Source organism: Bacillus sp. RC240 (assembly GCF_044907945.1).
Taxonomy (GTDB): Bacteria; Bacillota; Bacilli; order Bacillales; family Bacillaceae_G; genus Bacillus_A; species Bacillus_A mycoides.
Genome location: NZ_JBIYCT010000004.1, coordinates 232,617 through 259,109 on the forward strand (window position 1 = coordinate 232,617; position 26,493 = coordinate 259,109).

24 protein-coding genes and 2 other annotated features are annotated in these 26,493 nt (G+C 37.0%); of the genes, 19 read left to right on the forward strand and 5 right to left on the reverse strand.

From position 1 onward, the window contains the following. Positions 1 to 34 precede the first annotated feature (34 nt). Both ABH955_RS16295 and ABH955_RS16300 read left to right on the forward strand, forming a co-directional pair. The gene (locus ABH955_RS16295) at positions 35 to 946 is read left to right on the forward strand and encodes an RCC1 domain-containing protein (RefSeq protein WP_404491364.1); all 912 of its coding nucleotides are present in this window, start codon (positions 35 to 37) and stop codon (positions 944 to 946) included. 257 nt (positions 947 to 1,203) lie between these two features. Next, positions 1,204 to 1,404, forward strand: a complete 201-nt coding sequence (locus tag ABH955_RS16300) for a hypothetical protein (RefSeq protein ID WP_404456295.1) — start codon at positions 1,204 to 1,206, stop codon at positions 1,402 to 1,404. Positions 1,405 to 1,568: 164 nt separating this feature from the next. Here the strand turns inward: ABH955_RS16300 and msrA are convergent, their stop codons facing one another. Together msrA and ABH955_RS16310 are read right to left on the reverse strand one after the other, a co-directional pair. Next, positions 1,569 to 2,105 (reverse strand): peptide-methionine (S)-S-oxide reductase MsrA, encoded by a 537-nt coding sequence (gene msrA / locus ABH955_RS16305; protein ID WP_404491366.1) that lies wholly within the window; start codon positions 2,103 to 2,105, stop codon positions 1,569 to 1,571. Between the two features lie 90 nt (positions 2,106 to 2,195). Further along, entirely contained in the window at positions 2,196 to 2,954 is a 759-nt protein-coding gene (locus ABH955_RS16310; protein ID WP_000911713.1) for an SDR family oxidoreductase, read from the reverse strand. Positions 2,955 to 3,212: 258 nt separating this feature from the next. Then, positions 3,213 to 3,458: a binding site (T-box leader), on the forward strand. Between the two features lie 67 nt (positions 3,459 to 3,525). Next, positions 3,526 to 3,764 (forward strand) — a binding site (T-box leader). A 150-nt stretch (positions 3,765 to 3,914) separates the two neighbouring features. Between ABH955_RS16310 and ilvE the strand changes: the two genes are divergently transcribed. Genes ilvE through ilvA form a run of 6 tightly spaced genes read left to right on the forward strand, consistent with a single transcriptional unit; the run spans position 3,915 to position 10,815 of the window. Beyond that, on the forward strand, positions 3,915 to 4,814 hold the full coding sequence (gene ilvE, locus ABH955_RS16315; RefSeq protein ID WP_404456299.1) for a branched-chain-amino-acid transaminase: 900 nt from the start codon (positions 3,915 to 3,917) through the stop codon (positions 4,812 to 4,814). A gap of 22 nt (positions 4,815 to 4,836) precedes the next feature. Further along, positions 4,837 to 6,552, forward strand: coding sequence for an acetolactate synthase large subunit (gene ilvB / locus ABH955_RS16320; protein ID WP_404491368.1), 1,716 nt, complete (start codon positions 4,837 to 4,839; stop codon positions 6,550 to 6,552). Beyond that, complete coding sequence (locus ABH955_RS16325; RefSeq protein WP_044440462.1) at positions 6,549 to 6,779, forward strand: ACT domain-containing protein; 231 nt, start codon at positions 6,549 to 6,551, stop codon at positions 6,777 to 6,779. The genes ilvB and ABH955_RS16325 overlap by 4 nt, the downstream gene beginning before the upstream one ends. A gap of 14 nt (positions 6,780 to 6,793) precedes the next feature. After that, the gene (ilvC, locus tag ABH955_RS16330) at positions 6,794 to 7,801 is read left to right on the forward strand and encodes a ketol-acid reductoisomerase (protein WP_377866094.1); all 1,008 of its coding nucleotides are present in this window, start codon (positions 6,794 to 6,796) and stop codon (positions 7,799 to 7,801) included. Positions 7,802 to 7,847: 46 nt separating this feature from the next. Then, complete coding sequence (ilvD, locus tag ABH955_RS16335) at positions 7,848 to 9,521, forward strand: dihydroxy-acid dehydratase (protein ID WP_098501036.1); 1,674 nt, start codon at positions 7,848 to 7,850, stop codon at positions 9,519 to 9,521. A gap of 31 nt (positions 9,522 to 9,552) precedes the next feature. Continuing rightward, positions 9,553 to 10,815: a threonine ammonia-lyase IlvA gene (gene ilvA / locus ABH955_RS16340; protein ID WP_404456306.1), complete on the forward strand. Its 1,263-nt coding sequence runs from the start codon at positions 9,553 to 9,555 to the stop codon at positions 10,813 to 10,815. Positions 10,816 to 10,844: 29 nt separating this feature from the next. On the opposite strand, the gene ABH955_RS16345 is transcribed toward ilvA, so the two are convergent. Then, positions 10,845 to 11,960, reverse strand: a complete 1,116-nt coding sequence (locus ABH955_RS16345) for a CapA family protein (protein ID WP_404456309.1) — start codon at positions 11,958 to 11,960, stop codon at positions 10,845 to 10,847. A gap of 213 nt (positions 11,961 to 12,173) precedes the next feature. Between ABH955_RS16345 and ABH955_RS16350 the strand changes: the two genes are divergently transcribed. From ABH955_RS16350 to ABH955_RS16360, 3 genes are all read left to right on the forward strand, one after another. Beyond that, positions 12,174 to 12,893, forward strand: a complete 720-nt coding sequence (locus tag ABH955_RS16350) for a DUF554 domain-containing protein (protein ID WP_404456312.1) — start codon at positions 12,174 to 12,176, stop codon at positions 12,891 to 12,893. 14 nt (positions 12,894 to 12,907) lie between these two features. Then, entirely contained in the window at positions 12,908 to 13,774 is an 867-nt protein-coding gene (locus ABH955_RS16355; protein ID WP_404444430.1) for a GNAT family N-acetyltransferase, read from the forward strand. Between the two features lie 116 nt (positions 13,775 to 13,890). Further along, positions 13,891 to 15,105: a multidrug efflux MFS transporter gene (locus ABH955_RS16360; RefSeq protein ID WP_404456314.1), complete on the forward strand. Its 1,215-nt coding sequence runs from the start codon at positions 13,891 to 13,893 to the stop codon at positions 15,103 to 15,105. Between the two features lie 54 nt (positions 15,106 to 15,159). Here the strand turns inward: ABH955_RS16360 and ABH955_RS16365 are convergent, their stop codons facing one another. Next, on the reverse strand, positions 15,160 to 15,921 hold the full coding sequence (locus ABH955_RS16365; RefSeq protein WP_404456316.1) for a DODA-type extradiol aromatic ring-opening family dioxygenase: 762 nt from the start codon (positions 15,919 to 15,921) through the stop codon (positions 15,160 to 15,162). Positions 15,922 to 16,124: 203 nt separating this feature from the next. On the opposite strand from ABH955_RS16365, the gene ABH955_RS16370 reads away from it, so the two are divergent. The 7 genes from ABH955_RS16370 to ABH955_RS16400 all read left to right on the forward strand — a co-directional run bounded on the left by ABH955_RS16370 (position 16,125) and on the right by ABH955_RS16400 (position 22,609). Then, positions 16,125 to 17,048 (forward strand): alpha/beta hydrolase, encoded by a 924-nt coding sequence (locus tag ABH955_RS16370; protein WP_404491370.1) that lies wholly within the window; start codon positions 16,125 to 16,127, stop codon positions 17,046 to 17,048. A 55-nt stretch (positions 17,049 to 17,103) separates the two neighbouring features. Then, positions 17,104 to 17,709 (forward strand): pentapeptide repeat-containing protein, encoded by a 606-nt coding sequence (locus ABH955_RS16375; RefSeq protein WP_404444419.1) that lies wholly within the window; start codon positions 17,104 to 17,106, stop codon positions 17,707 to 17,709. 81 nt (positions 17,710 to 17,790) lie between these two features. After that, positions 17,791 to 18,435 (forward strand): LytTR family DNA-binding domain-containing protein, encoded by a 645-nt coding sequence (locus ABH955_RS16380; RefSeq protein ID WP_404444416.1) that lies wholly within the window; start codon positions 17,791 to 17,793, stop codon positions 18,433 to 18,435. A gap of 127 nt (positions 18,436 to 18,562) precedes the next feature. Then, entirely contained in the window at positions 18,563 to 20,077 is a 1,515-nt protein-coding gene (gene scpC, locus ABH955_RS16385) for a succinyl-CoA:acetate CoA-transferase ScpC (RefSeq protein WP_404491372.1), read from the forward strand. Between the two features lie 322 nt (positions 20,078 to 20,399). Next, entirely contained in the window at positions 20,400 to 20,843 is a 444-nt protein-coding gene (locus ABH955_RS16390; RefSeq protein ID WP_242308810.1) for a GNAT family N-acetyltransferase, read from the forward strand. A gap of 27 nt (positions 20,844 to 20,870) precedes the next feature. After that, positions 20,871 to 21,230 (forward strand): YunG family protein, encoded by a 360-nt coding sequence (locus tag ABH955_RS16395; protein ID WP_404491374.1) that lies wholly within the window; start codon positions 20,871 to 20,873, stop codon positions 21,228 to 21,230. 53 nt (positions 21,231 to 21,283) lie between these two features. Then, positions 21,284 to 22,609: a bifunctional S-methyl-5'-thioadenosine deaminase/S-adenosylhomocysteine deaminase gene (locus ABH955_RS16400; RefSeq protein WP_404491375.1), complete on the forward strand. Its 1,326-nt coding sequence runs from the start codon at positions 21,284 to 21,286 to the stop codon at positions 22,607 to 22,609. 208 nt (positions 22,610 to 22,817) lie between these two features. On the opposite strand, the gene ABH955_RS16405 is transcribed toward ABH955_RS16400, so the two are convergent. Continuing rightward, on the reverse strand, positions 22,818 to 24,200 hold the full coding sequence (locus ABH955_RS16405) for an alpha/beta hydrolase (RefSeq protein WP_404491376.1): 1,383 nt from the start codon (positions 24,198 to 24,200) through the stop codon (positions 22,818 to 22,820). Between the two features lie 633 nt (positions 24,201 to 24,833). Here ABH955_RS16405 and ABH955_RS16410 point away from each other — a divergent pair. Then, positions 24,834 to 26,462: a peptide ABC transporter substrate-binding protein gene (locus tag ABH955_RS16410; RefSeq protein ID WP_404456331.1), complete on the forward strand. Its 1,629-nt coding sequence runs from the start codon at positions 24,834 to 24,836 to the stop codon at positions 26,460 to 26,462. Positions 26,463 to 26,493: the final 31 nt, after the last annotated feature.

Consider the following 26,493-nt stretch of genomic DNA (forward strand, 5'->3'; position numbering starts at 1 on the left):
TGGATACAGATACTTATATGCAAGGAGGTAAAACATGAATTACATTTCACCGAAAGAAGAGGTGTTAAAAGTGAAACGGTGGCCTAAAGATACGATAGTGGCGGGTCGTGGTCATACCGTTGCTCTTAAATCGGATGGCACGGTGGTAGCAGTGGGCCGAAATAAAGAAGGAGAATGCAATGTAAGCGGCTGGTGTGATATTGAAGCAGTCGCAGCGGGCAATGTTCATATGGCGACGAACACGGGTAATGCTCATACAATCGGTCTTAAATGTGACAGTACTGCGGTTGCAGTGGGTTGGAATAATCATGATCAATGTAATGTAAACGACTGGCATAATATTGTATCGGTTGCGGCGGGATGGCGTCGTACCATTGGCCTTAAACCGGATGGCACGGTAATAGCAGTGGGGCGAAATAAAGAAGGAGAATGCAATATAAGTAGCTGGCGTGATATTGTGGCGGTCGCGGTGGGTGACTGGCATACAGTCGGTCTTAAATTGGAAGGAACGGTGACGACTGTGGGTAATAATCGATATGGCCAATGTAATGTAAGTAGCTGGCGTGATATTGTGGTGATAGCGGCGGGATATCTTCATACAGTTGGTCTTAAATCAAACGGTATGGTGACAGCTGTGGGTAATAATAAACAGGGTCAATGTGATGTAAGCGATTGGCGTGATATTGTGGCGATAGCGGCAGGGAGTAGTCATACAATCGGTCTGAAATCGGATGGTACTGTAGTAGCAATGGGTTCAAATGAGTATGGTCAATGTAATGTAAGCGATTGGCGCGATATTGTAGCGATAGCGGCGGGGTGTGCACATACCGTCGGCCTTACATCTGACGGAACGGTGGTAGCAGTAGGTGATAACGAATATGGCCAATGCGATGTACACAGCTGGCACGGTATCCGACTGCCCAATCCAAATATTTTGCCAATCTAAATATTTGTTGATGGGGAATAAGAATGTTTAATTTCTAATAAATCGCTGGTAATATTATGTTATTTCAGGCGTAATTATGGAATAGGATATGTAGAAAATAATCAAACTTAAATCTGCTGAGTAAGAATCCCTATTCAAAAGGGGTTCTTATTCTTTTCCATAAAATGAGGGTCTAAATGGAATTTTTGAACAAACTTTATTGCAAAGCTACAGTAGAAGACATGGTTTACAAATAAAGCATAAGGAGAGGTGAAGAAATGTTTAAAAAGTTTTTGCTTTTTTTACCAGATTTTTCAATTGTATGTATCGTTCTCTACATAACATACACGACCTCTCTTAGTTTTGGACAGATGGTATTAGTTGGGATTACAATCGGCATAATTGGTACTCTTGTTATAAGAATATGTACGGATTTATTTACGTTCATCAAGTGGACAATTAAACAAAGGAAATCTTGAATATGTTTAAATAGCTATTAGGAGGAGATGAAATGACTAATAAAAAGAATAGAGTAAAAAACGCGATAGTACTTTGGACATTAACAGCGATTGTTCTCATAATTGTATGGTACTTTTTTCAAAGATAAAAATGCATCGTACTTAAAAAGCACGATGCATTTTTATTATTTTTTTTGCCAATTTTCTTTTATGAAGTCTTCACGGCCAGATTCTTTTTGCTCAGTAGCATATTTCTCTGGATTCTTTTTATAGAAATGTTGGTGGTACTCTTCTGCTTCATAAAAAGGTGCAGCAGGAAGAATTTCAGTCACAATAGGATCTTTAAACATACCGCTTTCTGCTAGCGTTTGCTTCAATTTTTCTGCAAGCTCTTTTTGTGTTTCATTATGATAAAAAATTGCTGTGCGGTAAGAGGGACCACGGTCAAAAAATTGTCCGCCATCATCAGTCGGATCGATTTGTGGCCAATATAAATCTAGTAATTTTTGATACGGGAAAATAGAAGGATCGAATGTAATTTGAACGACTTCTAAATGGCCAGATGTTCCAGCTTTTACTTGTTCATATGTTGGATTTTCTATATGACCACCTGCATAGCCAGAAAGTACTTTATGAATACCAGGAAGTTCATCAAATGGTTTTACCATGCACCAAAAGCAACCACCTGCGAAGGTTGCGAGTTCGTATGTTTTTTCGGACATTGCTGTAATCCTCCTAAATGTATATGTTTTATATAGTATTATATAAATTGTTTTATTGCGCAATAAAAAAGATTTGAAAATATATGTTTTTTATAAACAAGATCCTCCGCTAACATCAATTAATTGTCCAGTAACCCAGCGGCTGTCTGGAGAAGCAAGAAAAGCAGCAGTATCGGCAATATCTTCTACTTCACCTAAGCGATTGAAGGCGGAAATAGTAGTAGCGTACTGTTTCATCATTGGGTCGCTCAATAGTTCTGCATTCATATCTGTTTTAATAAAGCCTGGAAGTATAGCATTTACTGTTATTCCTCGTGCTCCGAGTTGTTTTGCAAGCGTGAAAGTCATCGTGTTAATTGCACCTTTCGTCATACTATATGCAACGAAATCAGGCAAAGAAATGCGGGTGGCAGCTGATGAAATATTAATAATTCTGCTATTATCACGTAAACGTGGTAGTGCTTGTTGAATGATAAAGAATGGTGCTTTTGCATTTACTGAAACCATTCTATCAAAAAATTGTTCAGTCGTTTCTTCAATAAAAGCACCAGGACCGATTCCAGCGTTGTTTATTAAAATATCAAATTGTGTTCCACCAGTTCTTTTTTGTAGTTCGTTATCTAGAGAAATATACAGGTTGTCTACACCGTGTAAAGATTCAAGATTTGCACCGATAGAAAAAGCTGATCCGCCATTTGATTGAATTTCATGAACAGTTTCTTCAGCATCTTCTTTTCGATTTCCATAATGAACAGCAACTAATGCACCGTCGTTTGCTAACCGTTTTGCGATAGCACGTCCAATTCCTCGGCTTGCTCCTGTAACTAATGCTATTTTACCTTTTAACATAAATTTCTCATCTCCTCATAAATTGTATATGTTTTTAAGTTGTTTTTCTTTATGTAGTAACGCGAACATACTTAAGTAATATATGAGTATGTGTAAGAAGTTCATTCCGATTTTGTTTTGAGAAAAAATAAATAGATTTCTAGTGAATAGAATGAATTTTAATTTTTTTCTAAAAACATGTTGACAATGAAAAGAGTCGCGTCCTATAATACGTGTAACAAATAAAAGTTAATTAAGAATTTTCTAACTTTATATGTTGTATATGCAAAGAAGAGGAAAGTAGATGATTATGGTCGTTTCAGAGAGCTACTCCTAGGCTGTGAGAGTAGTAGCAATCGAATCATTGAAGATCACCTCGGAGCATCGCTTGCGAAAGGGAAACTGAGTAGAGGGCGGCGGCATCGTCTCCGGTAAAAGGACGGAGGTCTGATTGGACCTATGAAGCTTATATTTCGTGAGAAGTATAAGGAAGCTGAGTGGTAACGCGAAACTCTCGCCTCAGCAATCAAAGCTACTAATTTGTAGTAGTTGATTGCTGAGGCGAGAGTTTTTATTTTAAAAAATAGAATAAAAGAATGCGAGGAAGAGGAGAGTAAATGATAAAGATTGTTTCAGAGAGCTGCCCAAAGGCTGTGAGGGTGGTAACAATTGAATCATTGAAAATCACCTCGGAGCACTGCTTTTGAAGTTAGTAAAAAGTAGCGGAGTTGTTTCCGATAGAAAAATAAAAGTCTAATTGGACTTGCAGAGCTTATATTTCGTGAGAAGTGTAAGGAAGCTGAGTGGTACCACGAGTCTCTCGTCTCAGCAATGGATTGCTACAAGTGTGTAAGTAATCGATTGTTGAGCCGAGTATATTTTTAAGGTTAGTATACTGAATATTCTGTTAAAATACTCATCTCAGCAATCGATATAGAAATAGGTTGCAAAAATAGAGAGAAAAAAGAGGAGCGATGTGAGATGGGAAACCAGTACATTTACATGAATGGGGAATTTGTAGAAAAAGAAAAGGCAGTTGTTTCAGTATATGATCACGGCTTTTTATACGGGGACGGTGTATTTGAAGGGATTCGTAGTTACGGAGGAAATGTATTTTGTTTAAAAGAACATGTGAAACGATTATATGAATCGGCGAAATCTATTTTACTTACAATTCCAATGACGGTTGACGAAATGGAAGAAGCAGTTTTACAAACATTGCAAAAAAATGAATACGCGGATGCCTACATTCGATTAATTGTTTCAAGAGGAAAAGGTGACTTAGGACTCGATCCGAGAAGTTGTGTGAAACCGAGCGTAATTATTATTGCAGAGCAATTAAAGTTATTCCCACAGGAATTTTATGATAATGGACTAAGCGTTGTATCTGTTGCATCAAGACGTAATACGCCAGACGCATTAGACCCACGCATTAAGTCAATGAACTATTTAAATAACGTGCTTGTAAAAATTGAAGCGGCACAAGCGGGAGTGCTAGAGGCTCTTATGTTAAATCAACAAGGATATGTTTGTGAAGGGTCTGGAGATAATGTTTTCATTGTGAAAGATGGAAAAGTGTTAACACCTCCTTCGTACTTAGGGGCTCTAGAAGGTATTACGAGAAATAGTGTGATTGAGTTATGTGAGCGTCTAAGTATTCGGTGTGAGGAAAGGCCATTTACTCGCCATGACGTATATGTAGCAGATGAAGTGTTTTTAACAGGAACTGCAGCGGAACTAATTCCTGTAGTGAAAGTAGATTCAAGAGAAATTGGAGATGGAAAACCAGGAGATGTAACAAAAAGATTAACCGAAGAATTTAAAAAATTAACGAGAGAAAGAGGAGTACGTGTTCCAGGATTGGTGGAAAGTTTAGCGTAAATAAGGAGAGGAGTTAATTAAAATGGAGGAACAGTATACAGCATGTGATGAACTGCAGAGTGAAGAAGCTACAGGTGCTGGACACGTTATTCAATGTTTGAAGAAATTAGGTGTAACGACCGTTTTCGGTTATCCAGGCGGAGCGATTTTACCAATATACGATGAGTTATACGAAAGTGGTTTAAAGCACGTGCTAACTCGTCATGAACAAGCTGCAATTCATGCAGCGGAAGGATATGCGAGAGCTTCTGGAAAGGTTGGGGTAGTCTTTGCTACCTCTGGCCCAGGGGCGACGAATTTAGTTACGGGTTTAGCAGATGCTTATATGGATTCGATTCCTTTAGTTGTCATTACAGGGCAAGTTGCAACGCCTTTAATTGGTAAAGACGGATTTCAAGAAGCGGATGTTGTCGGAATTACAGTACCTGTTACGAAGCATAATTACCAAGTTCGTGATGTAAATCATTTATCACGAACTGTGCAAGAAGCTTTTTACATCGCCGAAAGCGGGCGGCCGGGACCGGTATTAATCGATATTCCAAAAGATGTTCAAAATGCAAATGTAACAAGTTTCTTTAATGAAGAAGTGGAGATTCCAGGATATAAACCAGAACCTTTGCCAGACAGTTTGAAACTGAGAGAGGTAGCAAAATCAATTTCAAAAGCAAAACGCCCACTCCTTTATATTGGGGGAGGCGTCATTCATTCAGGCGGATCTGAAGAACTCATCAAGTTTGCGAGGGAGAATCGTATTCCAGTCGTTTCAACTTTAATGGGACTGGGTGCATATCCGCCGGGAGATCCGTTGTTTTTAGGAATGCTCGGTATGCATGGAACGTACGCTGCAAATATGGCAGTAACAGAATGTGACTTATTACTGGCGTTAGGTGTTCGTTTCGATGATCGTGTAACAGGAAAATTAGAACTTTTTTCTCCGCATTCGAAAAAAGTACATATGGATATTGATCCTTCTGAGTTCCATAAAAATGTAACTGTAGAGCATCCGATTATTGGTGATGTGAAAAAGGCGCTACATATGCTGTTACATATGTCTATTTATACACAAACGGATGAATGGCTTCAGAAAGTGAAGAAATGGCAAGAAGAATATCCACTTTCATATAAGCAAAAAGAATTTGAGTTAAAACCACAGCATGTTATCAACTTAGTAAGTGAATTAACGAATGGTGAAGCGATTGTCACGACAGAGGTAGGACAGCATCAAATGTGGGCTGCTCACTTTTATAAAGCGAGAAAACCACGGACTTTTCTAACATCAGGGGGATTAGGGACGATGGGATTTGGTTTTCCAGCAGCAATTGGTGCTCAGCTTGCAAAAGAAGAAGAACTTGTCATCTGTATTGCTGGTGATGCTTCTTTCCAAATGAACATTCAAGAGCTGCAAACAATTGCTGAAAATAATATTCCTGTCAAAGTATTCATCATAAACAACAAGTTTTTAGGAATGGTAAGGCAATGGCAAGAAATGTTTTATGAAAACCGTTTGTCGGAATCGAGAATTGGGTCACCAGATTTTGTGAAAGTAGCAGAAGCTTATGGTGTAAAAGGGCTAAGAGCAACAAATTCGTTTGAGGCGAAAAAGGTAATGTTAGAAGCATTTTCTCATGAAGGTCCTGTCGTAGTTGACTTTTGTGTAGAAGAAGGTGAGAACGTCTTTCCGATGGTTCCGCCAAACAAAGGGAATAACGAAATGATTATGAAGAGGTGGGAAGAATGAGTCATACTTTTTCATTAGTTATTCATAACGATCCGAGCGTCTTATTACGTATAAGCGGAATTTTCGCTCGGCGTGGTTATTATATTTCTTCTTTAAATTTAAACGAAAGAGATACAAGTGGTGTTTCTGAAATGAAATTAACAGCAGTTTGTACTGAAAATGAAGCAACGTTACTTGTCAGTCAGTTGAAAAAATTAATCAATGTACTGCAAGTAAATAAATTATAAGGAGTGTATGGAATATGAAAACTTATTATGAGAAAGATGCAAATTTAGAGCTATTAAAAGGGAAAACAGTTGCGGTAGTCGGATATGGATCTCAAGGTCATGCCCAAGCACAAAATTTACGTGATTCTGGTGTGGAAGTTGTAGTTGGTGTTCGCCCTGGTAAGTCATATGAAGTAGCAAAAGCTGATGGATTTGAAGTAATGTCCGTTTCAGAAGCGGTTCGAACCGCACAAGTTGTACAAATGTTATTGCCGGATGAACAGCAAGCGTATGTATATAAAACAGAAGTAGAAGAGAATCTTCGTGAAGGACAAATGTTACTTTTCTCACATGGATTTAATATTCACTTCGGGCAAATTAATCCGCCAAGTTACGTAGATGTAGCGATGGTCGCGCCGAAAAGTCCAGGTCATCTCGTTCGCCGTGTCTTCCAAGAAGGAAATGGTGTCCCAGCATTAGTTGCAGTGCATCAAGATGCAACGGGAACAGCATTAAGTGTAGCACTAGCGTATGCAAAAGGTGTAGGTTGTACACGTGCAGGTGTAATTGAAACGACATTCCAAGAAGAAACAGAGACAGACTTATTCGGTGAGCAAGCAGTACTTTGCGGAGGAGTAACAGCACTTGTGAAAGCTGGTTTTGAAACGTTAACGGAAGGTGGATATCGTCCTGAAATTGCATACTTTGAATGTTTGCATGAATTAAAGTTAATTGTTGATTTAATGTACGAAGGCGGATTAACGAATATGCGTCATTCTATTTCAGATACGGCAGAGTTTGGAGATTATGTAACAGGATCAAGAATTGTTACAGATGAAACGAAGAAGGAAATGAAACGTGTTCTTGCAGAAATTCAGCAAGGTGAATTTGCGAAGAAATGGATTTTAGAAAATCAAGCAGGGCGTCCAACGTATAATGCGATGAAAAAAGCAGAACAAAACCATCAGCTAGAAAAAGTAGGAGCAGAGCTTCGTGAAATGATGAGCTGGATTCATGCACCGAAAGAATTAGTAAAGAAATAGATTAAGAGAGTATAAGTGAAAAATATGTAAGAGGGGATTTGACAAGATGAGAAGTGACATGATTAAAAAAGGTTTTGATAAAGCTCCGCATCGTAGTTTATTAAAAGCAACTGGTTTGAAAGATGAGGATTTTGATAAACCGTTTATTGCGATTTGTAATTCTTTTATTGAAATTATTCCAGGGCATAAGCACTTGAACGAGTTTGGAAAACTTGTAAAAGAAGCCGTTCGTGCAGCAGGCATGGTTCCATTCGAATTCAATACAATTGGAGTAGATGATGGTATTGCGATGGGACATATCGGTATGCGTTATTCGCTTCCGAGTCGTGAAATTATTGCAGATTCAGTAGAAACAGTTGTAAATGCACATTGGTTTGATGGCATGATTTGTATTCCAAACTGTGACAAAATTACACCTGGTATGATGATGGCGGCCCTTCGTATTAATATTCCAACTGTATTTGTTTCAGGCGGCCCGATGGCTGCGGGAAAAACATCTAAAGGAGAAGTTGTCGATTTAAGTTCCGTTTTTGAAGGGGTAGGAGCTTATCAATCCGGGAAAATTTCAGAAGAAGAATTAAAGGATATCGAAGATCATGGCTGTCCCTCTTGTGGCTCTTGTTCGGGTATGTTTACCGCGAATTCTATGAATTGTTTATGTGAAGTGTTAGGTTTAGCTCTTCCAGGAAACGGTAGTATTTTAGCAATTGATCCAAGACGTGAGGAGTTAATTAAACAAGCAGCAGAGAAATTAAAAATTTTAATTGAGAGAGATATTAAGCCACGTGATATTGTTACAGAAGAGGCAATTGATGATGCATTTGCACTTGATATGGCGATGGGAGGATCTACGAATACAGTATTACACACGCTAGCGCTCGCACAAGAGGCCGGATTAGATTACGATATGAACCGTATTGATGCTGTTTCAAGACGTGTACCGCATTTATGTAAAGTAAGCCCTGCTTCTAATTGGCATATGGAAGATATTGATCGAGCAGGCGGGATTAGTGCAATTTTGAAAGAGATGAGCCGAAAAGAAGGGGTACTTCATCTAGATCGAATAACTGCTACTGGGCAGACGTTAAGAGAAAACATTGCTCATGCAGAGATTAAAGATAGGGAAGTTATTCATTCTCTCGAAAACCCTCATAGTGAAGAAGGGGGATTACGTATATTAAAAGGAAACCTTGCGAAAGATGGGGCAGTTATTAAAAGCGGGGCAACTGAAGTAAAACGATTTGAAGGACCTTGCGTTATTTTTAATTCACAGGATGAGGCGCTTGCGGGCATTATGCTTGGGAAGGTTAAGAAAGGGGATGTAGTTGTTATTCGTTATGAAGGACCAAGAGGCGGCCCTGGTATGCCGGAAATGTTAGCACCAACATCAGCGATTGCTGGTATGGGATTAGGTGCAGATGTTGCGCTATTAACGGATGGACGTTTCTCTGGAGCTTCACGTGGTATTTCGGTAGGGCACATTTCGCCAGAAGCAGCTGCGGGCGGAACGATTGCACTTCTTGAACAAGGGGATATCGTTTGTATCGATGTTGAGGAAAGATTGTTAGAGGTAAGAGTTAGTGATGAAGAATTAAATAAGCGTAAAAAAGAATGGAAACGACCAGAACCGAAAGTGAAAACTGGCTGGCTTGGACGTTATGCACAGATGGTAACATCGGCGAATACAGGTGCAGTTCTAAAAATCCCAGATTTTGATTGAGCCAATTTAAAAGAGATAAGGATGATATGAAATGGTGCAGAAAGTAAAGGAGAGAGTGAAAATTGAAGATATCTTAATGGCTCATAATTGCATGAAAGATATCGTTATTAAAACACCGTTACAACGTGATACAGTTTTATCTGAGAAATATGATTGTGACGTTTATGTAAAACGAGAAGACTTACAATTGATTCGCTCTTTCAAAATTCGTGGTGCGTACAATTTAATTCAAAGTTTATCGGAAGAACAATTACAAAACGGCGTTGTTTGTGCAAGCGCTGGTAATCATGCACAAGGAGTTGCTTATACGTGTAATTTATTGAAGATTCCGTCAAGAATATTTATGCCGACAACGACACCTAAACAAAAAGTATCGCAAGTACAGTTTTTTGGTGGCGATTTTGCGGAAATTGTATTAATTGGTGATACATTTGATAGCTCGTTCCAAGAAGCACAGCGCTATTGTGAGGAAAATAGAATGACGTTCGTTCATCCGTTTGATGATCCTTATGTTATTGCTGGTCAAGGAACAGTGGCAGTTGAAATTATGCATGATATGGAGAAATCGGTTGACTTTATTTTTACAGCAATCGGCGGTGGTGGATTAGCATCAGGTGTTGGTACATATGTTAAAGGTGTTAGTCCTGCTACAAAGGTCATTGGTGTAGAGCCAATGGGAGCTGCGTCTATGAAAGAGGCTTTTCTTCAAAATGATAATGTCGCATTGGAGAAAATAGATAGTTTTGTTGATGGGGCAGCTGTCAAAAAAGTAGGGAAGTTAACATTTGAAACGTGTAAAGATGTAATTGATGACATTGTTTTAGTACCAGAGGGGAAGGTTTGTACGACGATTTTAGAACTGTATAAGAAAAATGCAATTGTAGCTGAGCCCGCGGGTGCACTATCTATTGCAGCGCTTGATTTATACAAAGATGAAATAAAAGGTAAAACAGTTGTATGTACGCTAAGTGGTGGAAATAATGATATTGATAGAATGCAAGAAATGAAAGAACGTTCGCTCATTTATGAAGGACTAAAACATTACTTCATCATTGAATTCCCGCAGCGTTCAGGTGCGCTAAGAGAATTTCTTGATAAAGGATTAGGGCCAGGAGATGATATTACTCGCTTTGAATACATTAAGAAACATAATAAAGAAAATGGTCCAGCGTTAGTCGGCGTAGAATTAAAACATAAAGAGGATTATGAGCAATTAATTACTCGTTTTAAAGAAAATAATATTCAATTTATGGAGCTTAATAAAAATCCTGTTTTGTTTGATTTACTTATTTAATAGAAATAAAAATAGAAAGAGAGCTAATGTTAGCTCTCTTTCTGCTTTCGTTTATTAATTATCTTACCGCTATCATCAATTTCTACATCAGTTGAAATCGTCTGTAAATATTGTAGCGCTTTTTTCTTCTCGTCTTCATTTACAGGAGAAATTTGATTGTTTCGTATTATGTAAGGATTGAAAGACATTTGAACATCTTCCCCTTTAAACGTTAAGGTCAAAACGCCTGTTTCAGCACTTTTTCCGTTTACGTAGCTCGGGAATAAGAAGTTTCCTAATGAGTAAGCGACAGGAACATTCTTATGATATTCAAATCCTTGTAGCCAATGCGGGTGACTTCCAACGATAGCGTCGGCACCTGCCTCTACCATTTTTGGAACATATTGTTTTTGGTATTCTATTGGACGATTTGATTTTTCAACGCCCCAATGCATATAAACGATTACATAATCAGCATCTTTCTTTTGCTCTTGAATCGTTTTTGTTACAAGATCTAGATCATATCCGTTCGTAACGCCAGGCTTATTTTCACCAGCTACCCAATTAAAGTTAGGCATAAATCGAACGAAGGAAAGAAACTTAAATTTTTTTCCTTTTACAGTTAGTTCACGAGCGGTATAAGCATCCTCAGCATTTTTTCCGGCTCCAGTGTAAGGTAGTTTTAATTTTTCAACGTGAGAAATGGTGTCTAGTAGTCCATCTTGTCCATAATCAAGCGTATGGTTATTGCCAATATTGACAATATCGTATCCAGTATTTTTTATTGCTTGTAGTGTGGATGGATCGCTTTTAATCCAAAATTGTTGCCCAGGCACTTTTTTTTCTCTCGTTGTAAATGCTGACTCTAAATTAACAAAAGAAATATCAGCTTTCGTTATTTCTTTTTTTACATGTTGGAATGGATAATCAGCCCCATTTTTTTCGATTACGGGACGTAATTGCCAATCGAACATTGTATCACCAGAGAAAGTGAGTGTGATTTCAGGGTCTTCTATTTTCTCTTCGCTTTTTGAAGCAGTTTTACTAGATTTGTTTTGCATATCAGGTTTGTCTTTTGCTTTTGAAATAAAAGAGTAGTTGATTAATAAAACAATTGGTGTAATGAAAAAGGCTATTAACAGAAATCGTTTTAGTAAAGTTTTCATAAATACCGTCCCTTTTGAGTTTATCCCACAATTAGATTAACAATGAATCTACTAAAAGCAATTGGTCTTTGTATAGTAACAAAAAAATAGCGAGTTATATAGTAGAAATCGTTTGTTAATATTCTCAATATTAAGTTAACATATAGATAACCTGTAAATCAATGAATAAACCAAAATATAGAAATAAAGAATTCGAAGGGTGAAGAATGAGAAATGGTTATATTAGGAGCAGTTGTAAATGGGATTTGTATTATATTTGGTACTTTACTAGGTAAATTATTTAGTAGAATTCCAGAAAGTATGAAAGGAACAATTATGCATGCAATCGGTTTAGCGGTTACTGTGCTTGGACTTCAAATGGCATTGAAAAGTGAAAATTTTCTTGTTGTCATACTAAGTTTAGTAATTGGTACCGTCATCGGGGAATGGCTGCAATTAGAGGGAAAGTTAAAGCTGTTAGGAGATTGGCTAGAAAATAAAGTTGGATCGAAAGGGAAAGGGAGCATATCAGAAGGCTTTGTAACAGCTACTTTAATTTTTGCAATTGGTGCGATGGGGATACTTGGTGCACTCGACAGCGGGATTCGCGGAAATCATGATATTTTATTTACAAAGGCGATTATTGATGGATTTATTTCTATTATATTAACGACAACTTTAGGAATTGGCGTAGTATTTTCGGCGATTCCAGTTATTTTATACGAAGGAGGTATTGCGGTTTTTGCAACACAAATTAATAGTTTGGTCCCGAAAGCATTAATGAATCAATTTATAGTGGAAATGACAGCTACAGGTGGTATTATGATAGCCGCTATTGGCTTGAACTTACTTGGTGTTATTAAAATTAAGGTGGCAAATTTACTTCCAGGCATATTAATGGTTGGAGTAATTGTTTCTATTATATATGGTTATGGTTTGATAATAAGTCATTAGGGGAAGGGATATAGATGGTGGAATTCCAATTTACAAAACGTGCATATAAAATATTGGAGATCGCAGCAGAAGAGGCTGAGTGTAGTAAAGGTATTATCCATCCAGTTCATCTATTTATAGGAGCTTGTAAGGAAGGTACTGGAGTTTGCGCGGAGTTACATATGTATTTATTTCATACGGTGGGTATGGATTTTTTAGCAAAGATATCGTTACTCCAACAATATTATGAAAATGATATAGAATACATAAATGTTGGGGAGTTTAAAGTTTCAAATAAGACGATAGAAGTTTTAAAAGTAGCGAAGAAACGGATGGAACGTTTTCAGCAAATAGTAATAAATGAAGGGCATGTTTTATATGCAATTTTTCAAGGGGATGAAGTTATTAATAAGGTTATAAGTGAAAAGACGAAAAAAGATGTATTGCAAATTACATCTGAACCAAGAGACTTGACGGTTGCATTAACAAGATCTGATCCTATTTGTAATAGTTTAAGCTGTAATATTAGAAAAGCGATTTCTTCTGATTTTGAAAAGTTGGCACGTTTTGTTAAGGATGAATTTGGGGAGCGTTGGTTAAAATCTTTAGATTATGGATTTCGGACATATAAAGAAGAGTTACCTATTTTTATTGCTGAACAAGGAGGAGAAATCATTGGTTTCGCTTGTTATGATGTTGTGAGAGGAAAGAAAGGGCTGTTTGGCCCGATGGGTACAGCGAAACATAATCGTGTGAACGGTGTTGGGAAGACGTTATTGAATCATTGTTTATATAACATGAAGAAAATCGGATATGAGTATGCAATTATAGGACAAGCAGGTCCGATAGAGTTTTACGAGCGATGCTGTAATGCACGTTTAATACCAATAGGAGATAATTAACTCTATCCCTTTGCAAAGAATGCAAAGGGATAGAGTTTTATTATGTATAAAGCAAATTACTAAACTTTTTCTAGAAAACGGTGTAGAATGGGTATCGAATGAAAGAAGGTGTGAAAATGGCCAGCTGGAAACGAAATTTAATGATTTGTTGGCTAGGTTGTTTTACCACTGCAGCCGGTATGAGTTTAGTAATTCCTTTTTTATCTTTTTATATTGAGGAATTAGGGGTGACCGGCACTTCTAGTATTGCACAGTGGTCGGGACTTGCATTTGGAGTGACATTTTTAATGGGTGCGATCGTATCACCAATATGGGGCAAGCTTGGTGATATACATGGACGGAAATTAATGCTTATACGTGCGAGCCTTGGTATGGCGATAATTATGACGCTTATGGGGTTTGTGACGGACGTGTATCAACTAGTCGCACTTCGGTTTTTAATGGGAGCGGTATCAGGTTTCCTTTCTACAGCGATGACATTTATTGCTGCAGAAACTCCGCAAGAACATTCAGGGTGGGCAATTTCTACAATCTCAACTGGAGGCGTGAGTGGTTCATTACTTGGGCCGATACTCGGAGGTTATTTGTCAGAGTTAATCGGAATGCGCCATGTTTTTTTAGTTACAGGAGCTTTCTTATTCCTTTCCTTTCTCATCGTCTTTTTCTTCTTACATGAAGAGAATCATTCTGCTAAAGCAAAAAAGGCACAGCCGAAAAAAGTATGGACGATGGTCCCGGCAAAACATTTAATAATAAGTTTATTTGTAGCAACCTTTATTATTCAGCTTGCAAATATGTCAATTCAACCTATTATTACGTTGTACGTAAAGCATTTGGCAGGACCAGGAACAGATCATATTGAAATGCTTGCAGGTGCAGTCATGTCTGCAACAGGATTAGCAGTAATTTTAGCAGCTCCTAAGCTAGGAAGATTATCAGATCATATTGGCCCCCAAAAAACGTTAGTTGTAGCGTTGTTTGCTGCAGGAATTATTTTTATCCCGCAAGCATTTGTAACCTCAGCTTGGCAACTATTAATTCTTCGATTTTTATTAGGTATCGCACAAGCAGGATTATTACCTTCCGTACAAACTCTACTAAAACAACATACACCAACCCATGTAACGGGACGAATATTTGGATATAATCAATCGTTTCAGTTTCTAGGGAATATGATTGGACCAGTACTTGGTGGACAAATTGCAGCACATGCGGGCTTCCAATATGTTTTCTTCTCTACTTCATCATTATTATTTATTGCGTGCATTTGGGTTTATTTTCATAATAAGAACGAAGAGGTATCAGAGAAACGACATTTGGAAGTTAGTTAACTAGGTGAATGAACAGTAAAAAGGATGAAGCAATATTTGCTTCATCCTTTTTTATTAAAATTGAAGGCAAAGATAACTTAATGTACCAAGCTCGTAGCTACGGTGAATGACTTTCCCTGTCTGTTCACCGCTACCCATTGCGATAAATAAAGGAACAAAATGCTCTGCTCGTGGTACTGCTAATTGTGCATGAGGCGCATTTCTCTCCCAATCAAACAATGCATCTTTATCATTGGTCTGCATATGTTTAATAATCCAATCATCAAATTCCATCGCCCATTTTTCAGGTGTTGTTTGATTCCATTTCAATACCCGTAAATTATGAACAGTAACTCCGCTACCGATTACTAAAATATCTTCTTGTCCAAGTCCTTTTAGTGCCTCTCCAATTTCAAATTGTTCTTTTGCAGGAAGGAATGGATTTACTGATATTTGTATGACAGGAATATCTGCTTCTGGATACATACGATGCAGGAGTGTCCATGAACCATGATCTAACCCTCTCGTCATATTATGATGGACTGGAATGCCTTTGTTTTTAAATTTTGTTGCTAGCATAGACGCAATGCTAGAAGAGCCTTTCGCACGATATTTGATTTCGTATAATTCAGGAGGAAAACCTCCAAAATCATAAATTGTTTCATATTCTTCATCTGAAGAGGAAATCGTTAATACTTCACTTTCCCAGTGAGCGGTAAAAATAACAATAGCTTTCGGTTTATATGTTTCTCCAAGTGTTTTTAAAAAACTTGTATATTCTGTATCTTGAATAGCGAGCATCGGTGATCCGTGTGCTAAAAATAATGATGGCATCATAATAGAAACCTCCCAAAATATAATAATTACTTTATGTAAGTAACTATATAATTTTATTTTCTGTTCGTCAATATATTAGTTTAAGAGTTAATTGGAAAAGTGAGTCATTTGTCATAATGAAAGCAATTGCATATAATACATAATAAGAATAATGAATGGATATTCATTTTTTGATATACATAATAGAGTTGGGGGCTGACGAAATGAACGTACAGGAAAGTTTCGTTACGGCATTGGATGGATCGGAAATTTATTTACGTAAGTGGCTACCAGAAGGAGATCCGCGAGGGATTATTCAAATTGCACATGGTATGACAGAACATGCAGGTGTTTATACAGACTTTATTGCTGCGTTATTAGAAGCAGGATATGGTGTTTATGCACATGATCATAAAGGTCATGGGAAAACAGTGAAAAGAGAAGAAGATTATGGTCATTTTGAACCAAATGTAGGTTGGAATGAGGCTGTGTCTGATGTTATCTTTGTATCAGAAACGATAAGAAAAGAGCAGACATGCCCGTTATTTTTACTTGGACATAGTATGGGTTCTTTTTTATCAAGACGTGCTGTACAACTGAAAGGGGAATTATATGATGGATTCCTTATTTCAGGAACTGGTGGAAATCCAGGGCTTTTAGGAAGTATCGGTCATAAAGTGGCGACAATTGAGATGAAATTACGCGGGGCAAAAACGAAAAGTCCGATGCTAAACTTTTTATCTTTCGGAAACTTTAATTCACACTTTAAACCAAATCGTACAAAATTTGATTGGTTATCTTCAGATAATAATCAAGTTGATAAATATATTGCGGATCCGTTATGTGGATTCATTTGTACGACTAGTTTTTATCGAGAATTATTTTCTGGTGTATTAGAAGTAAATAAACTAGAAGAGTTCAAGAAAACACCGAAAAACCTTCCGATACATATTTTTTCAGGTGATCGTGATCCTGTTGGGGATATGGGGAAAGGTGTAAAAGAAGTATATGAAAATTATAAAAAATGTGATGTGAAAGATGTAACACTTCGTTTATATGAAAATGGAAGACATGAAATGTTCCATGAAGTAAATCGAGATGAAGTATTTCAAGATTTGATTTCTTGGCTAGATAAGCATATTGTATGAGAAGAAACCTCACTTTTTTGAAGTGAGGTTTCTTTAAGGAGATGGAGGAATAGTTATGAGTGAATTTGTTAATAAAGAATATGTAGAAATAGATTTTCAAGATGTTTTGATTAAAGAAGAGGAATTGAAGAATTGTACTTTCATAAAATGCCGTTTTAGAGGGATAGATGCATCGGAAGTTTCTACTGAAAATTGTAATTTCATAGAATGTGATTTTACCGGTGCTCTTTTTAACGCTTCTATCCATCAAAGAACGACATTTGCGAATTGTAAGTTTGTTGGTGCGAATTTATTCGTATCGAAGTTTGAAGAATGTAAAATGACCGGCTCTGATTTTGAAGAAGCGAATTTAGACGGAATAACTATAATATCGGGTGATTGGTCCTATACGAATTTAAGGTTTGCGAATTTAAGTAAACAAATGCTAAAGGGTATACGTTTAATTGAAGCTGACCTATATGAATGTAATTTAGAAAAAGCAGATTTACGTGAAGCGGATTTAACGGGTGCACAATTAGGCAAGGTAAAACTTAGCGGCGCAGATTTAAGAGGAGCTGTAGTTGATAGAGTTGATTTTAAAAGTTTCGATTTAAAAAATGTAAAATTAGATATAGCGCAGGCAGTTGCAGTAGCAAGATGTTATGGGGCTAAGGTGAACTAAATTGTTTGTAAAACCGTTCAAAATGCTGAACGGTTTTTTAAATCATAATAGTAGTATAATAGTGAATGAGGTGTTTATAGTATGGAAGATAAAACATTAGGTATACTACTAGATGTTGTTGGGGAATTATTTTCAGATGAAATATCAATCGCCGTTTCGAATACGAAAGAATATATTTACTATCGGCCAAGTAAACGAATTGATTTAAAGATTAGCACCGGTGATCCTATTAAGGAAGGGACAATTGCTCATAAAGCAATGGTAACGAAGCAAAAAGCCTCTGAATTTATTAACCGGGATGTTTTCGGTATTCCTTATCATGGAATGGCCGTACCATTTTCAAATAATGGAAAGATTGAAGGTTGCGTGACGGCAATTTATCCAGCTTTAACGGATGGTAAGTCAGTCGTTACTTTAAAAACAACAGACGGATGGGTTCCGGTTCCTTTTTCAAAGGTGATGTATTTAGAGGCTAAAGATAAAAAGACGTATGTGAATTCAGAAGAGTTAACAGGAACACATAAGTACTCTCTACAAGAATTCGAATATTTGCTTCCGAAAGATTCATTTATTAGGTGTCACCGTTCATTTATTGTAAATGTTAATCATATTAAAGCGATTTATCCTGATACCCATTCTACTTTTTTACTTTCTATGGATAACGGAGAGAGAGTACCAGTTAGTCAATCATACGCCAGTTATTTTCGTAAGCTTCTAGGATTCTAAATTATTCTGCTTTAGAACCTAGATTTGCTGTTTTATCTGAATTTTCGGCATTGTATACTAAAATCCCTATTTTCATAGTGTTAATGTGTAAAATAATTATGAATATTCATTAAGAGAGGGATTACATATGGAGAATAATTTGGATAGAATCAGGGATCAACGTTTAAAAGATCGGGTAGTTACACCTGAAGAAGCAGCTTCATGGATTGAAAGTGGAATGACTTTAGGATTAAGTGGATTTACACGTGCTGGGGATGTAAAAGCAGTCCCGTTTGCGCTGGTGAACCGAGTGAAGAATGATAAATCTTTTAAAGTAAATGTTTATACAGGGGCTTCCTTAGGTTCGGATGTAGATAAATTATTTGCTGAGGCAGGAATTTTAGGGAAAAGATTGCCTTTCCAAGCCGATGCGACTATGCGAAAAGGAATTAATAACGGAGACTTTTTATTTGTGGATCAGCACTTATCTCATACAGCAGAGCTACTCCGTGCTGACGTTATGGATATAGATGTCGCTATTTTGGAAGCGGTTGCGATTACTGAAGACGGCATGATTATTCCAACCACTTCAATTGGAAATTCCTTAGCATTTTCCTTAAATGCTAAGTCCATTATTATTGAAATGAATATGGCTCAATCTACGCAACTAGAGGGGCTGCATGATTTATATGAACCAGGTAAACAAGGGGAAAGACTTCCGATTCCGCTTGCAAAAACGGATGATCGAATTGGAACGATCGGTATCCCGATTGATGCAGAAAAAGTGAAGGGGATTGTGTTTACGAATCAACTGGATTCACCATCGACAATTGTTCCTCCAGATGAAGAAACTGTCATTATGGCACAACATTTAATAGAGTTCCTTCGAGAAGAAGTTAAAGTAGGCCGATTAACAAAGAGTTTAGCACCGTTACAATCGGGAATTGGTTCAGTTGCTAATGCAGTATTGCACGGCATGCTAGATTCGGAGTTTGAAGATTTAGAAGTGTATTCTGAAGTTTTACAGGATGCGGTCTTTGATCTAATGGATGCTGGGAAAGTCAATTTTGCTTCCTGCTGCTCCATCACGCTTTCTGAAGAGAAAATGCAACAAGTATTTTCCGACTTTGAAAAATATCGTGACAAATTAATGATGCGCCCGCAAGAGATTTCTAATCACCCTGAAATCATTCGCCGCCTCGGATTAATCTCGATTAATACTGCTTTAGAATTAGATATATACGGAAATGTTAACTCCACTCACGTTTTAGGTACAAAAATGATGAACGGTATTGGTGGTTCTGGTGATTTTGCAAGAAATGCACGTCTAGCGATCTTTGTTACGAAATCGATTGCAAAAGATGGTAACATTTCAAGTATCGTTCCTTTCGTTTCTCATGTAGACCATACTGAACACGATGTAGATGTTATCGTCACTGAACAGGGCTTTGCTGACCTAAGAGGACTAGCGCCAAGAGAAAGAGTGAAACTAATTATTGAGAATTGCGCACATCCAATGTATCGTGACCAGCTAAGAGCCTATTTCGAAGAAGCACAAACAAGAGGTGGGCAAACCCCTCATGTTTTAGAAAAAGCTTTTTCTTGGCATACGAATTATGCTAAAAATGGAACAATGCTTGAAGCAGTAGTAGAAACTGTATAGGTGTGTATTATAAGAAGTGGTAATACAAGTGATTGAGTTTGAAGTTGAATGTAGTATGTTACAAATAAGAGGGTTAAAGTTAAAGAAAAAGAACGCCAATTTTTAGAAATGGCGTTCTTTTTCTTTAACTAAATTGTTACAAACCGTTCCCCGTAAAAGCCGATTGGTGAGGGCACATAATCAGTGGAGGATGAACAAAACCCCACTGGTTAAAGTTTCAATTTATAAAAGTTATCTCTAATCTATGAAAAATAAAAGGTTTTTTGGAGTACTTTCCGAATCAATTTAGTAGTTTACATATCGAAGGTGAGGAGAAATAATCATGAAGATGAGAGAAGCGTTATTAAGTGAAGCGAATGAATTAAGTAAACTCGCACTACATTCAAAAGCAACTTGGAATTATAGTGAAGAATTTATCCTTGCTTGTAAGGAAGATTTAACAATTACGGAAGAGTACATAAAAAGTAATTATGTATATGTTTTAGAAAACGATAATATGAAGATTGGATTTTTCTCATTTTTACGTAATGACAATGCCCTCGATTTCCTATACTTGCATCCTCGTTACAAAGGGAAAGGGTACGGGAATATACTTTGGGAGTTTGTAATAGAAAAAGCACATGAACTAGGATTAACAAGTTTTACAATTGATAGTGATCCGAATGCAAAAGGATATTATTTAAAGATGGGAGCGAAGTTAATCGGAGAGACGCCATCAACGGTTTTTAAGGATCGACTATTACCGCTTTTGCAATATGATGTGTAAAACTATTAATGTCAGGGGAAGATGAGAGTGGATAATGTGAAGAAAAAACAAATATATGATATGTTAACAAAATCGTGGTCGATTGAAACAAGTTCAAAATGGACGAGCGAAAATCCGGCAAAGGGACAATGTGGTGTAACGGCTCTAGTTGTTCAAGACTTATACGGGGGAGAGATTAAAAAAACGAAAGTAGGAGAAGTATGGCACTTTTATAACCTTATAGATGGAAAGGTGTTTGATTTTACAGAGACACAATTTAATGAAGAAGTGAATTATATGGGTGTGAAATCTAATCGAGAAGAAGCACTTGCAGATACAAATAAAAAACAATATAGCATTTTGAAGGAAAAGATAATGAAAGAATTCAAATTATCTTTTGACTCTTAATCTTTAATAAGTTACTATAATGGTGGTAACTTATTAAAGGGAACTTCATAGAGTTGAAAGGGGAAATACTTTTGAAAACAACTTATGTAAACGCTACAATTGCAACGATGAATGAACAAAATGAAGTGATAGAAAATGGATATATCATTGTAGAAAATGATCAAATTATAGATATAAATAGCGGAGAATTCGCTAATGATTTTGCAGTAGATGAAGTAATTGACATGAAAGGAAAGTGGGTATTACCAGGGCTTGTAAATACACATACACACGTTGTAATGAGTCTCTTAAGAGGTATTGGCGATGATATGTTATTACAACCATGGCTTGAGACGAGAATTTGGCCACTTGAAAGTCAGTTTACTCCAGAGCTTGCGGTCGCTAGTACGGAATTAGGATTACTTGAAATGGTGAAAAGTGGTACAACATCATTCTCTGATATGTTTAATCCAATTGGAGTAGATCAAGATGCAATTATGGAAACGGTATCAAGGAGTGGAATGCGTGCTGCTGTTTCAAGAACTTTATTTAGCTTCGGAACGAAAGATGATGAAAAGAAAGCAATTGAAGAAGCTGAGAAATATGTGAAGCGTTACTATAACGAAAGTGGTATGTTAACTACGATGGTTGCACCGCATAGTCCATATACATGTTCCACAGAACTGTTAGAAGAATGCGCACGTATTGCAGTAGAAAATCAAACGATGGTTCATATTCACCTTTCGGAAACAGAGCGTGAAGTACGTGATATTGAAGCACAGTACGGAAAACGTCCAGTAGAATATGCAGCAAGTTGCGGATTGTTTAAACGCCCAACAGTTATTGCGCACGGTGTAGTGTTAAATGAAAATGAGCGTGCATATTTAGCAGAACATGATGTTCGAGTGGCACATAACCCGAATAGTAATTTAAAACTAGGATCTGGTATAGCGAATGTAAAAGCGATGCTAGAAGCAGGAATGAAAGTAGGAATTGCAACAGATAGTGTGGCATCTAATAACAATTTAGATATGTTTGAAGAAATGCGTATAGCGACTTTACTGCAAAAAGGTATTCACCAAGATGCAACAGCGTTACCAGTTGAAACAGCTCTTACACTTGCGACTAAAGGAGCTGCTGAAGTAATCGGTATGAAACAAACAGGATCACTTAAGGTTGGAAAGTGTGCCGATTTTATTACGATTGACCCATCTAATAAGCCGCATTTACAACCAGCAGACGAAGTATTATCGCATCTTGTATATGCTGCTAGTGGAAAAGATATTAGCGATGTAATTATTAACGGAAAGCGTGTCGTTTGGAATGGCGAATGTAAAACGTTAGATGAAGAGCGTATTATATTTGAAGCAAGTCGTTATAAACGAGGTTTACAAAGATAGGTATTTTCAGGCTGTGGAGAAAGTCTTCTCCACAGCTCATTTTTGTGCCTGAACCTTCTTTTATGTGCCAGCACTGATAAAAAGAGGGAAAGGAGAGGTTTCTTATTAGTGTTGATTAATAAAATAGAAGAGAATGATTTAGTTAAAATCACTAGTTTCAAAAAAGCCTTCACGCAATGATGATTGCATGAAGGCTTTCGATGTTTTCTTATTTTTTTGTCTCATTGACCCATGTAATAATGTCCTGGATGACGTACTCGGGAACATTTGCAGGGATTTCGTACTCACTTGGAAGACTCAATTCCCCGTCACCCTCCGTGAAGAAATGATTCAATTTCGGGTATTCTTTGAACTGAACATTCCCGCGGTTTGAAAGTCCCTCCTGCCATTTTGTATATTCATCTTTTACTGTTACTTGATAATCGCGTGCCCCTTGCAGAATCAGTAAAGGCTCTTTTCGTGATTTTGCCTCCTCAACTGGACGCCACCTAGTAACATCATACATAAAGTGAGGAGACGGAAACGGAAACGGAAAATTGTAGTCAGCTGGTGGATGGTCAGGATTGAAAGTAGGATCCAGGATAAAAGCGAACTGTCTTTTTAGTTCATCGATTACTTCCTTTGGCGCCCCAAGGTATTGACTCACATCAATGGCAGTGTCAGTCAAAGGGCGTGCAGGTGGTGCGAGTAAGATACTTCCTCGAACAAGTGAGGAAGGCGCTTTGCTCAGTATACGCGGCATTGTGCCAGCTCCTTGGCTATGTCCGAGAATGAAAATATTATTTGGATCAATGCCTTCCTGCTGCGCTGCTGACTTTGCTGCATATATGGCATCATCTGTAGTATCACGATCTAACGTAACAGGTTCTGCACTCATCTTTAATGCATGTTCTAAGGTACGTTTTTCATAGTGCAACACTGCAATTCCGTTGGATGAAAGGCCCACCGCAAGGTCTCGTAAGATTTTTGTTCCCAAATAGGTAGCATCGCGATCATGGATGCCAGCACCATGAACAAGAACAACTACGGGTACCTTTTCACCAGGCTTATGTTTCGGAACTGTTAATGTGGCTGGTAACGGATAAGTAGAATTTCCAATGACGATTTCACGTTCTTGATAGGAAGCAGGTTGGTCATAGCTAGGATGCGGAATGTAAGATTCCTGGGGCGGCCTTTCCCCAACTTCATCTACTTTCCCGCCAGGTGTGAATTTAATGAGTAGCGGTATGGTAGTTCCTTCAATAGCTCCTGGAATTTCCACCGTCTGATGGACCAAGTTTCGTTCTTTTATTACAGGTGTTCCCATGATTTTTATCCCACTTTGTGTCCACCAATTTTGTAATGTGTTTGCTGTAAACTTGGATTGAAAAGCAGCAGACGTCAACTGGAGTGCCTCTGCATACTTGCCTTGCTGGAGATATTCAAAAAATAATGATGTACGCTCCGTTAAAGAGACTAGTTTCTTTTCTGCAGATTGTTCCTCACGTGTATCTGCGTGAATAGCTGTTGTAAGCGGGAAAGATGAAACGCCTAAAGAAAAGAGTAGGCTAAAGGAAAGTACTGATTTTTGTATTTTCTTTTTTTTATTCATGTTTTAACCTCCAATATGTGATGGTAAAAAACAGGTATGGTAATTAAAGTTCTGGTGCAAAAACTTCAAAATATCTGCAAGTAATCTCCCAAACTTGGACCTACTGATATTATTACTCTAAAAAAAGACATGATGATTAGTATGGAAAAGAAAAGTCGTCTAAACCATTGATAGGTTTATCTAAAATCAGTCATTCTGGTTTTATCGTAATCTCTCTTCCTTCACTTTATATTTTGACTATACGAAACAAAGCTCTCGTTTTTCTTACTTGATCCTTACAAAATCCTTAAGTGTATAAGATTTGTAAAATACAACTTTCTATATGAACTTCTTTTTATGTGTCAACACTGATAAAAAGAGAATAAGGAGAGATTTCTTAGGATGGTGCTTTAAAAATCATTGTGGCGAACGTGTATCTGTTTCTGTAGAAGAGTTAGTTCCGAAAGAACATTTCCTTCATACAATTGAGGCGACAATAAATTTTGATTTTATTAAGGAAAAGCTATCCTTTTTTAAAAGGATAGCTTTTTTCTTGAACGAATAAACATTCAAAAGAATGTCGCATCTTTCTGTTCATATTTCTGCTATAATATATAACGCTTTATAATATTTTATACTTAAGGAGAACAATTCATGAAGCGAAAAAAGAGCCATTTAATGGTAATGGCACTTGTTACAACTTTATTATTAACAGCTTGTAATAATAAAGCGAATAAAAGTGACACAGAGGCAAAAAAACAAGTATTAAATGTAACGGTATCAGAAGAAATTCCTTCTCTTGATACTGCGAAAACGATGGATGGTACATCAGCGCACGTTATGCAAAACATATTTGAAGGGTTGTATGTATTAGATGATCAAGATCAGCCTATTCCAGCAGTAGCAAAATCGTTTAAAAGAAGTGAAGATGGTAAAAAATATACATTTGATTTGCGTAAAGATGCAAAATGGTCAAATGGAGACAGTGTAACAGCAAATGATTTTATGTTTGCGTGGAAACGTGCAATTAGCCCTGAAACAGCGTCTCAATATGCGTATATGCTCTTTCATGTGAAAAACGCGAAAGAGATAAATAAGGGAACAATGCCTCTTGATGAACTTGGGGTTAAAGTTATAAATGATTATAAGTTAGAAGTGGAATTAGAACAGCCAATTCCTTATTTTTTACAGTTGTTAGCACTACCTATTTACTTACCACAGCATGAATCATTTTTGAAAGAACAAGGAAAGAATTATGCATTGGAACCTAGTAATCTCATATATAACGGCCCATTTGTATTAGAAAAGTGGAAGCATGAACAAGAGTTTCAATTAAAGAAGAATGTTACATATTGGGATCAAAAGAAAGTGAAATTAGACGAAATAAACTTTCAAATTGTAAAAGATACAATGACGGTTGTTAATTTATACGAAGCTGGTGATTTGGATCGAGTGCCTATTAATTCTCAATTTGTAGACAAGTATAAAGGAAGTAAGGAATTACATATGTCGAGCGATCCAGGAATTGCTATGCTACGTTTTAATGAAAAAAATAATGCGTTAGCAAATAAGAAAGTGCGTCAGTCTATCTCATTCGCTTTAAATAAAGAAGATTTCGTTTCTCACTTTATTAATAACGGGGCAAAGTCTGCAAGCGGACTTGTATCGGTTGGTCATATAAATGAGGAGACTGGTAAAGATTTTAGAAAAGAAAACGGAGATCTTTCTCCATATGATTTGCAAAATGCGAAAAAGATTTGGGAAGAAGCGAAAAAAGAACTGGGAGTAGAGCAAGTAAACCTCGAATTTTTAACATATGAACAAGATAATGCAAAACGTATGGCAGAATATATAAAAGGTGACTTAGAAAAGAATTTGCAAGGACTCACGATACAAATTAAACAACAGCCATTTAAGCAAAAGTTACAGTTAGAACAAATGGGAGATTACGATATATCTATGGCAAATTGGGGACCTGATTATAAAGACCCAATTAGTTATTTAGAGCTCTTTACGACGGGGAATCCGAATAACAAAATGAATTATTCTAACCGTCACTACGATGAATTAATAAAGAAAGCGAAAAGCAATCTAGTACTAGATCAGAAGAAAAGATGGGAAGCATTGCAAGAGGCCGAGCGTATTTTATTAGAGGATGCTGCAATCGCACCGCTTTATCAAATGGGCTCAGCTTACGTACAAAAGGATTATGTAAAAGGAATTGAAAAGCATCAATTTGGTGGTGTTTATACTTATAAGAATGCTTATATCGATAATAAGTAAAACTATTAATCAAAAAAGAAACCTTACTTTT

Bases quoted from the DNA above. Each gene is read 5' to 3' on its own strand.
- ABH955_RS16295 (WP_404491364.1), top strand. From the start codon at position 35: ATGAATTACATTTCACCGAAAGAAGAGGTGTTAAAAGTGAAACGGTGG.
- ABH955_RS16300 (WP_404456295.1), top strand. From the start codon at position 1,204: ATGTTTAAAAAGTTTTTGCTTTTTTTACCAGATTTTTCAATTGTATGT.
- msrA (WP_404491366.1), bottom strand. From the start codon at position 2,105: ATGTCCGAAAAAACATACGAACTCGCAACCTTCGCAGGTGGTTGCTTT.
- ABH955_RS16310 (WP_000911713.1), bottom strand. From the start codon at position 2,954: ATGTTAAAAGGTAAAATAGCATTAGTTACAGGAGCAAGCCGAGGAATT.
- ilvE (WP_404456299.1), top strand. From the start codon at position 3,915: ATGGGAAACCAGTACATTTACATGAATGGGGAATTTGTAGAAAAAGAA.
- ilvB (WP_404491368.1), top strand. From the start codon at position 4,837: ATGGAGGAACAGTATACAGCATGTGATGAACTGCAGAGTGAAGAAGCT.
- ABH955_RS16325 (WP_044440462.1), top strand. From the start codon at position 6,549: ATGAGTCATACTTTTTCATTAGTTATTCATAACGATCCGAGCGTCTTA.
- ilvC (WP_377866094.1), top strand. From the start codon at position 6,794: ATGAAAACTTATTATGAGAAAGATGCAAATTTAGAGCTATTAAAAGGG.
- ilvD (WP_098501036.1), top strand. From the start codon at position 7,848: ATGAGAAGTGACATGATTAAAAAAGGTTTTGATAAAGCTCCGCATCGT.
- ilvA (WP_404456306.1), top strand. From the start codon at position 9,553: ATGGTGCAGAAAGTAAAGGAGAGAGTGAAAATTGAAGATATCTTAATG.
- ABH955_RS16345 (WP_404456309.1), bottom strand. From the start codon at position 11,960: ATGAAAACTTTACTAAAACGATTTCTGTTAATAGCCTTTTTCATTACA.
- ABH955_RS16350 (WP_404456312.1), top strand. From the start codon at position 12,174: ATGGTTATATTAGGAGCAGTTGTAAATGGGATTTGTATTATATTTGGT.
- ABH955_RS16355 (WP_404444430.1), top strand. From the start codon at position 12,908: ATGGTGGAATTCCAATTTACAAAACGTGCATATAAAATATTGGAGATC.
- ABH955_RS16360 (WP_404456314.1), top strand. From the start codon at position 13,891: ATGGCCAGCTGGAAACGAAATTTAATGATTTGTTGGCTAGGTTGTTTT.
- ABH955_RS16365 (WP_404456316.1), bottom strand. From the start codon at position 15,921: ATGATGCCATCATTATTTTTAGCACACGGATCACCGATGCTCGCTATT.
- ABH955_RS16370 (WP_404491370.1), top strand. From the start codon at position 16,125: ATGAACGTACAGGAAAGTTTCGTTACGGCATTGGATGGATCGGAAATT.
- ABH955_RS16375 (WP_404444419.1), top strand. From the start codon at position 17,104: ATGAGTGAATTTGTTAATAAAGAATATGTAGAAATAGATTTTCAAGAT.
- ABH955_RS16380 (WP_404444416.1), top strand. From the start codon at position 17,791: ATGGAAGATAAAACATTAGGTATACTACTAGATGTTGTTGGGGAATTA.
- scpC (WP_404491372.1), top strand. From the start codon at position 18,563: ATGGAGAATAATTTGGATAGAATCAGGGATCAACGTTTAAAAGATCGG.
- ABH955_RS16390 (WP_242308810.1), top strand. From the start codon at position 20,400: ATGAAGATGAGAGAAGCGTTATTAAGTGAAGCGAATGAATTAAGTAAA.
- ABH955_RS16405 (WP_404491376.1), bottom strand. From the start codon at position 24,200: ATGAATAAAAAAAAGAAAATACAAAAATCAGTACTTTCCTTTAGCCTA.
- ABH955_RS16410 (WP_404456331.1), top strand. From the start codon at position 24,834: ATGAAGCGAAAAAAGAGCCATTTAATGGTAATGGCACTTGTTACAACT.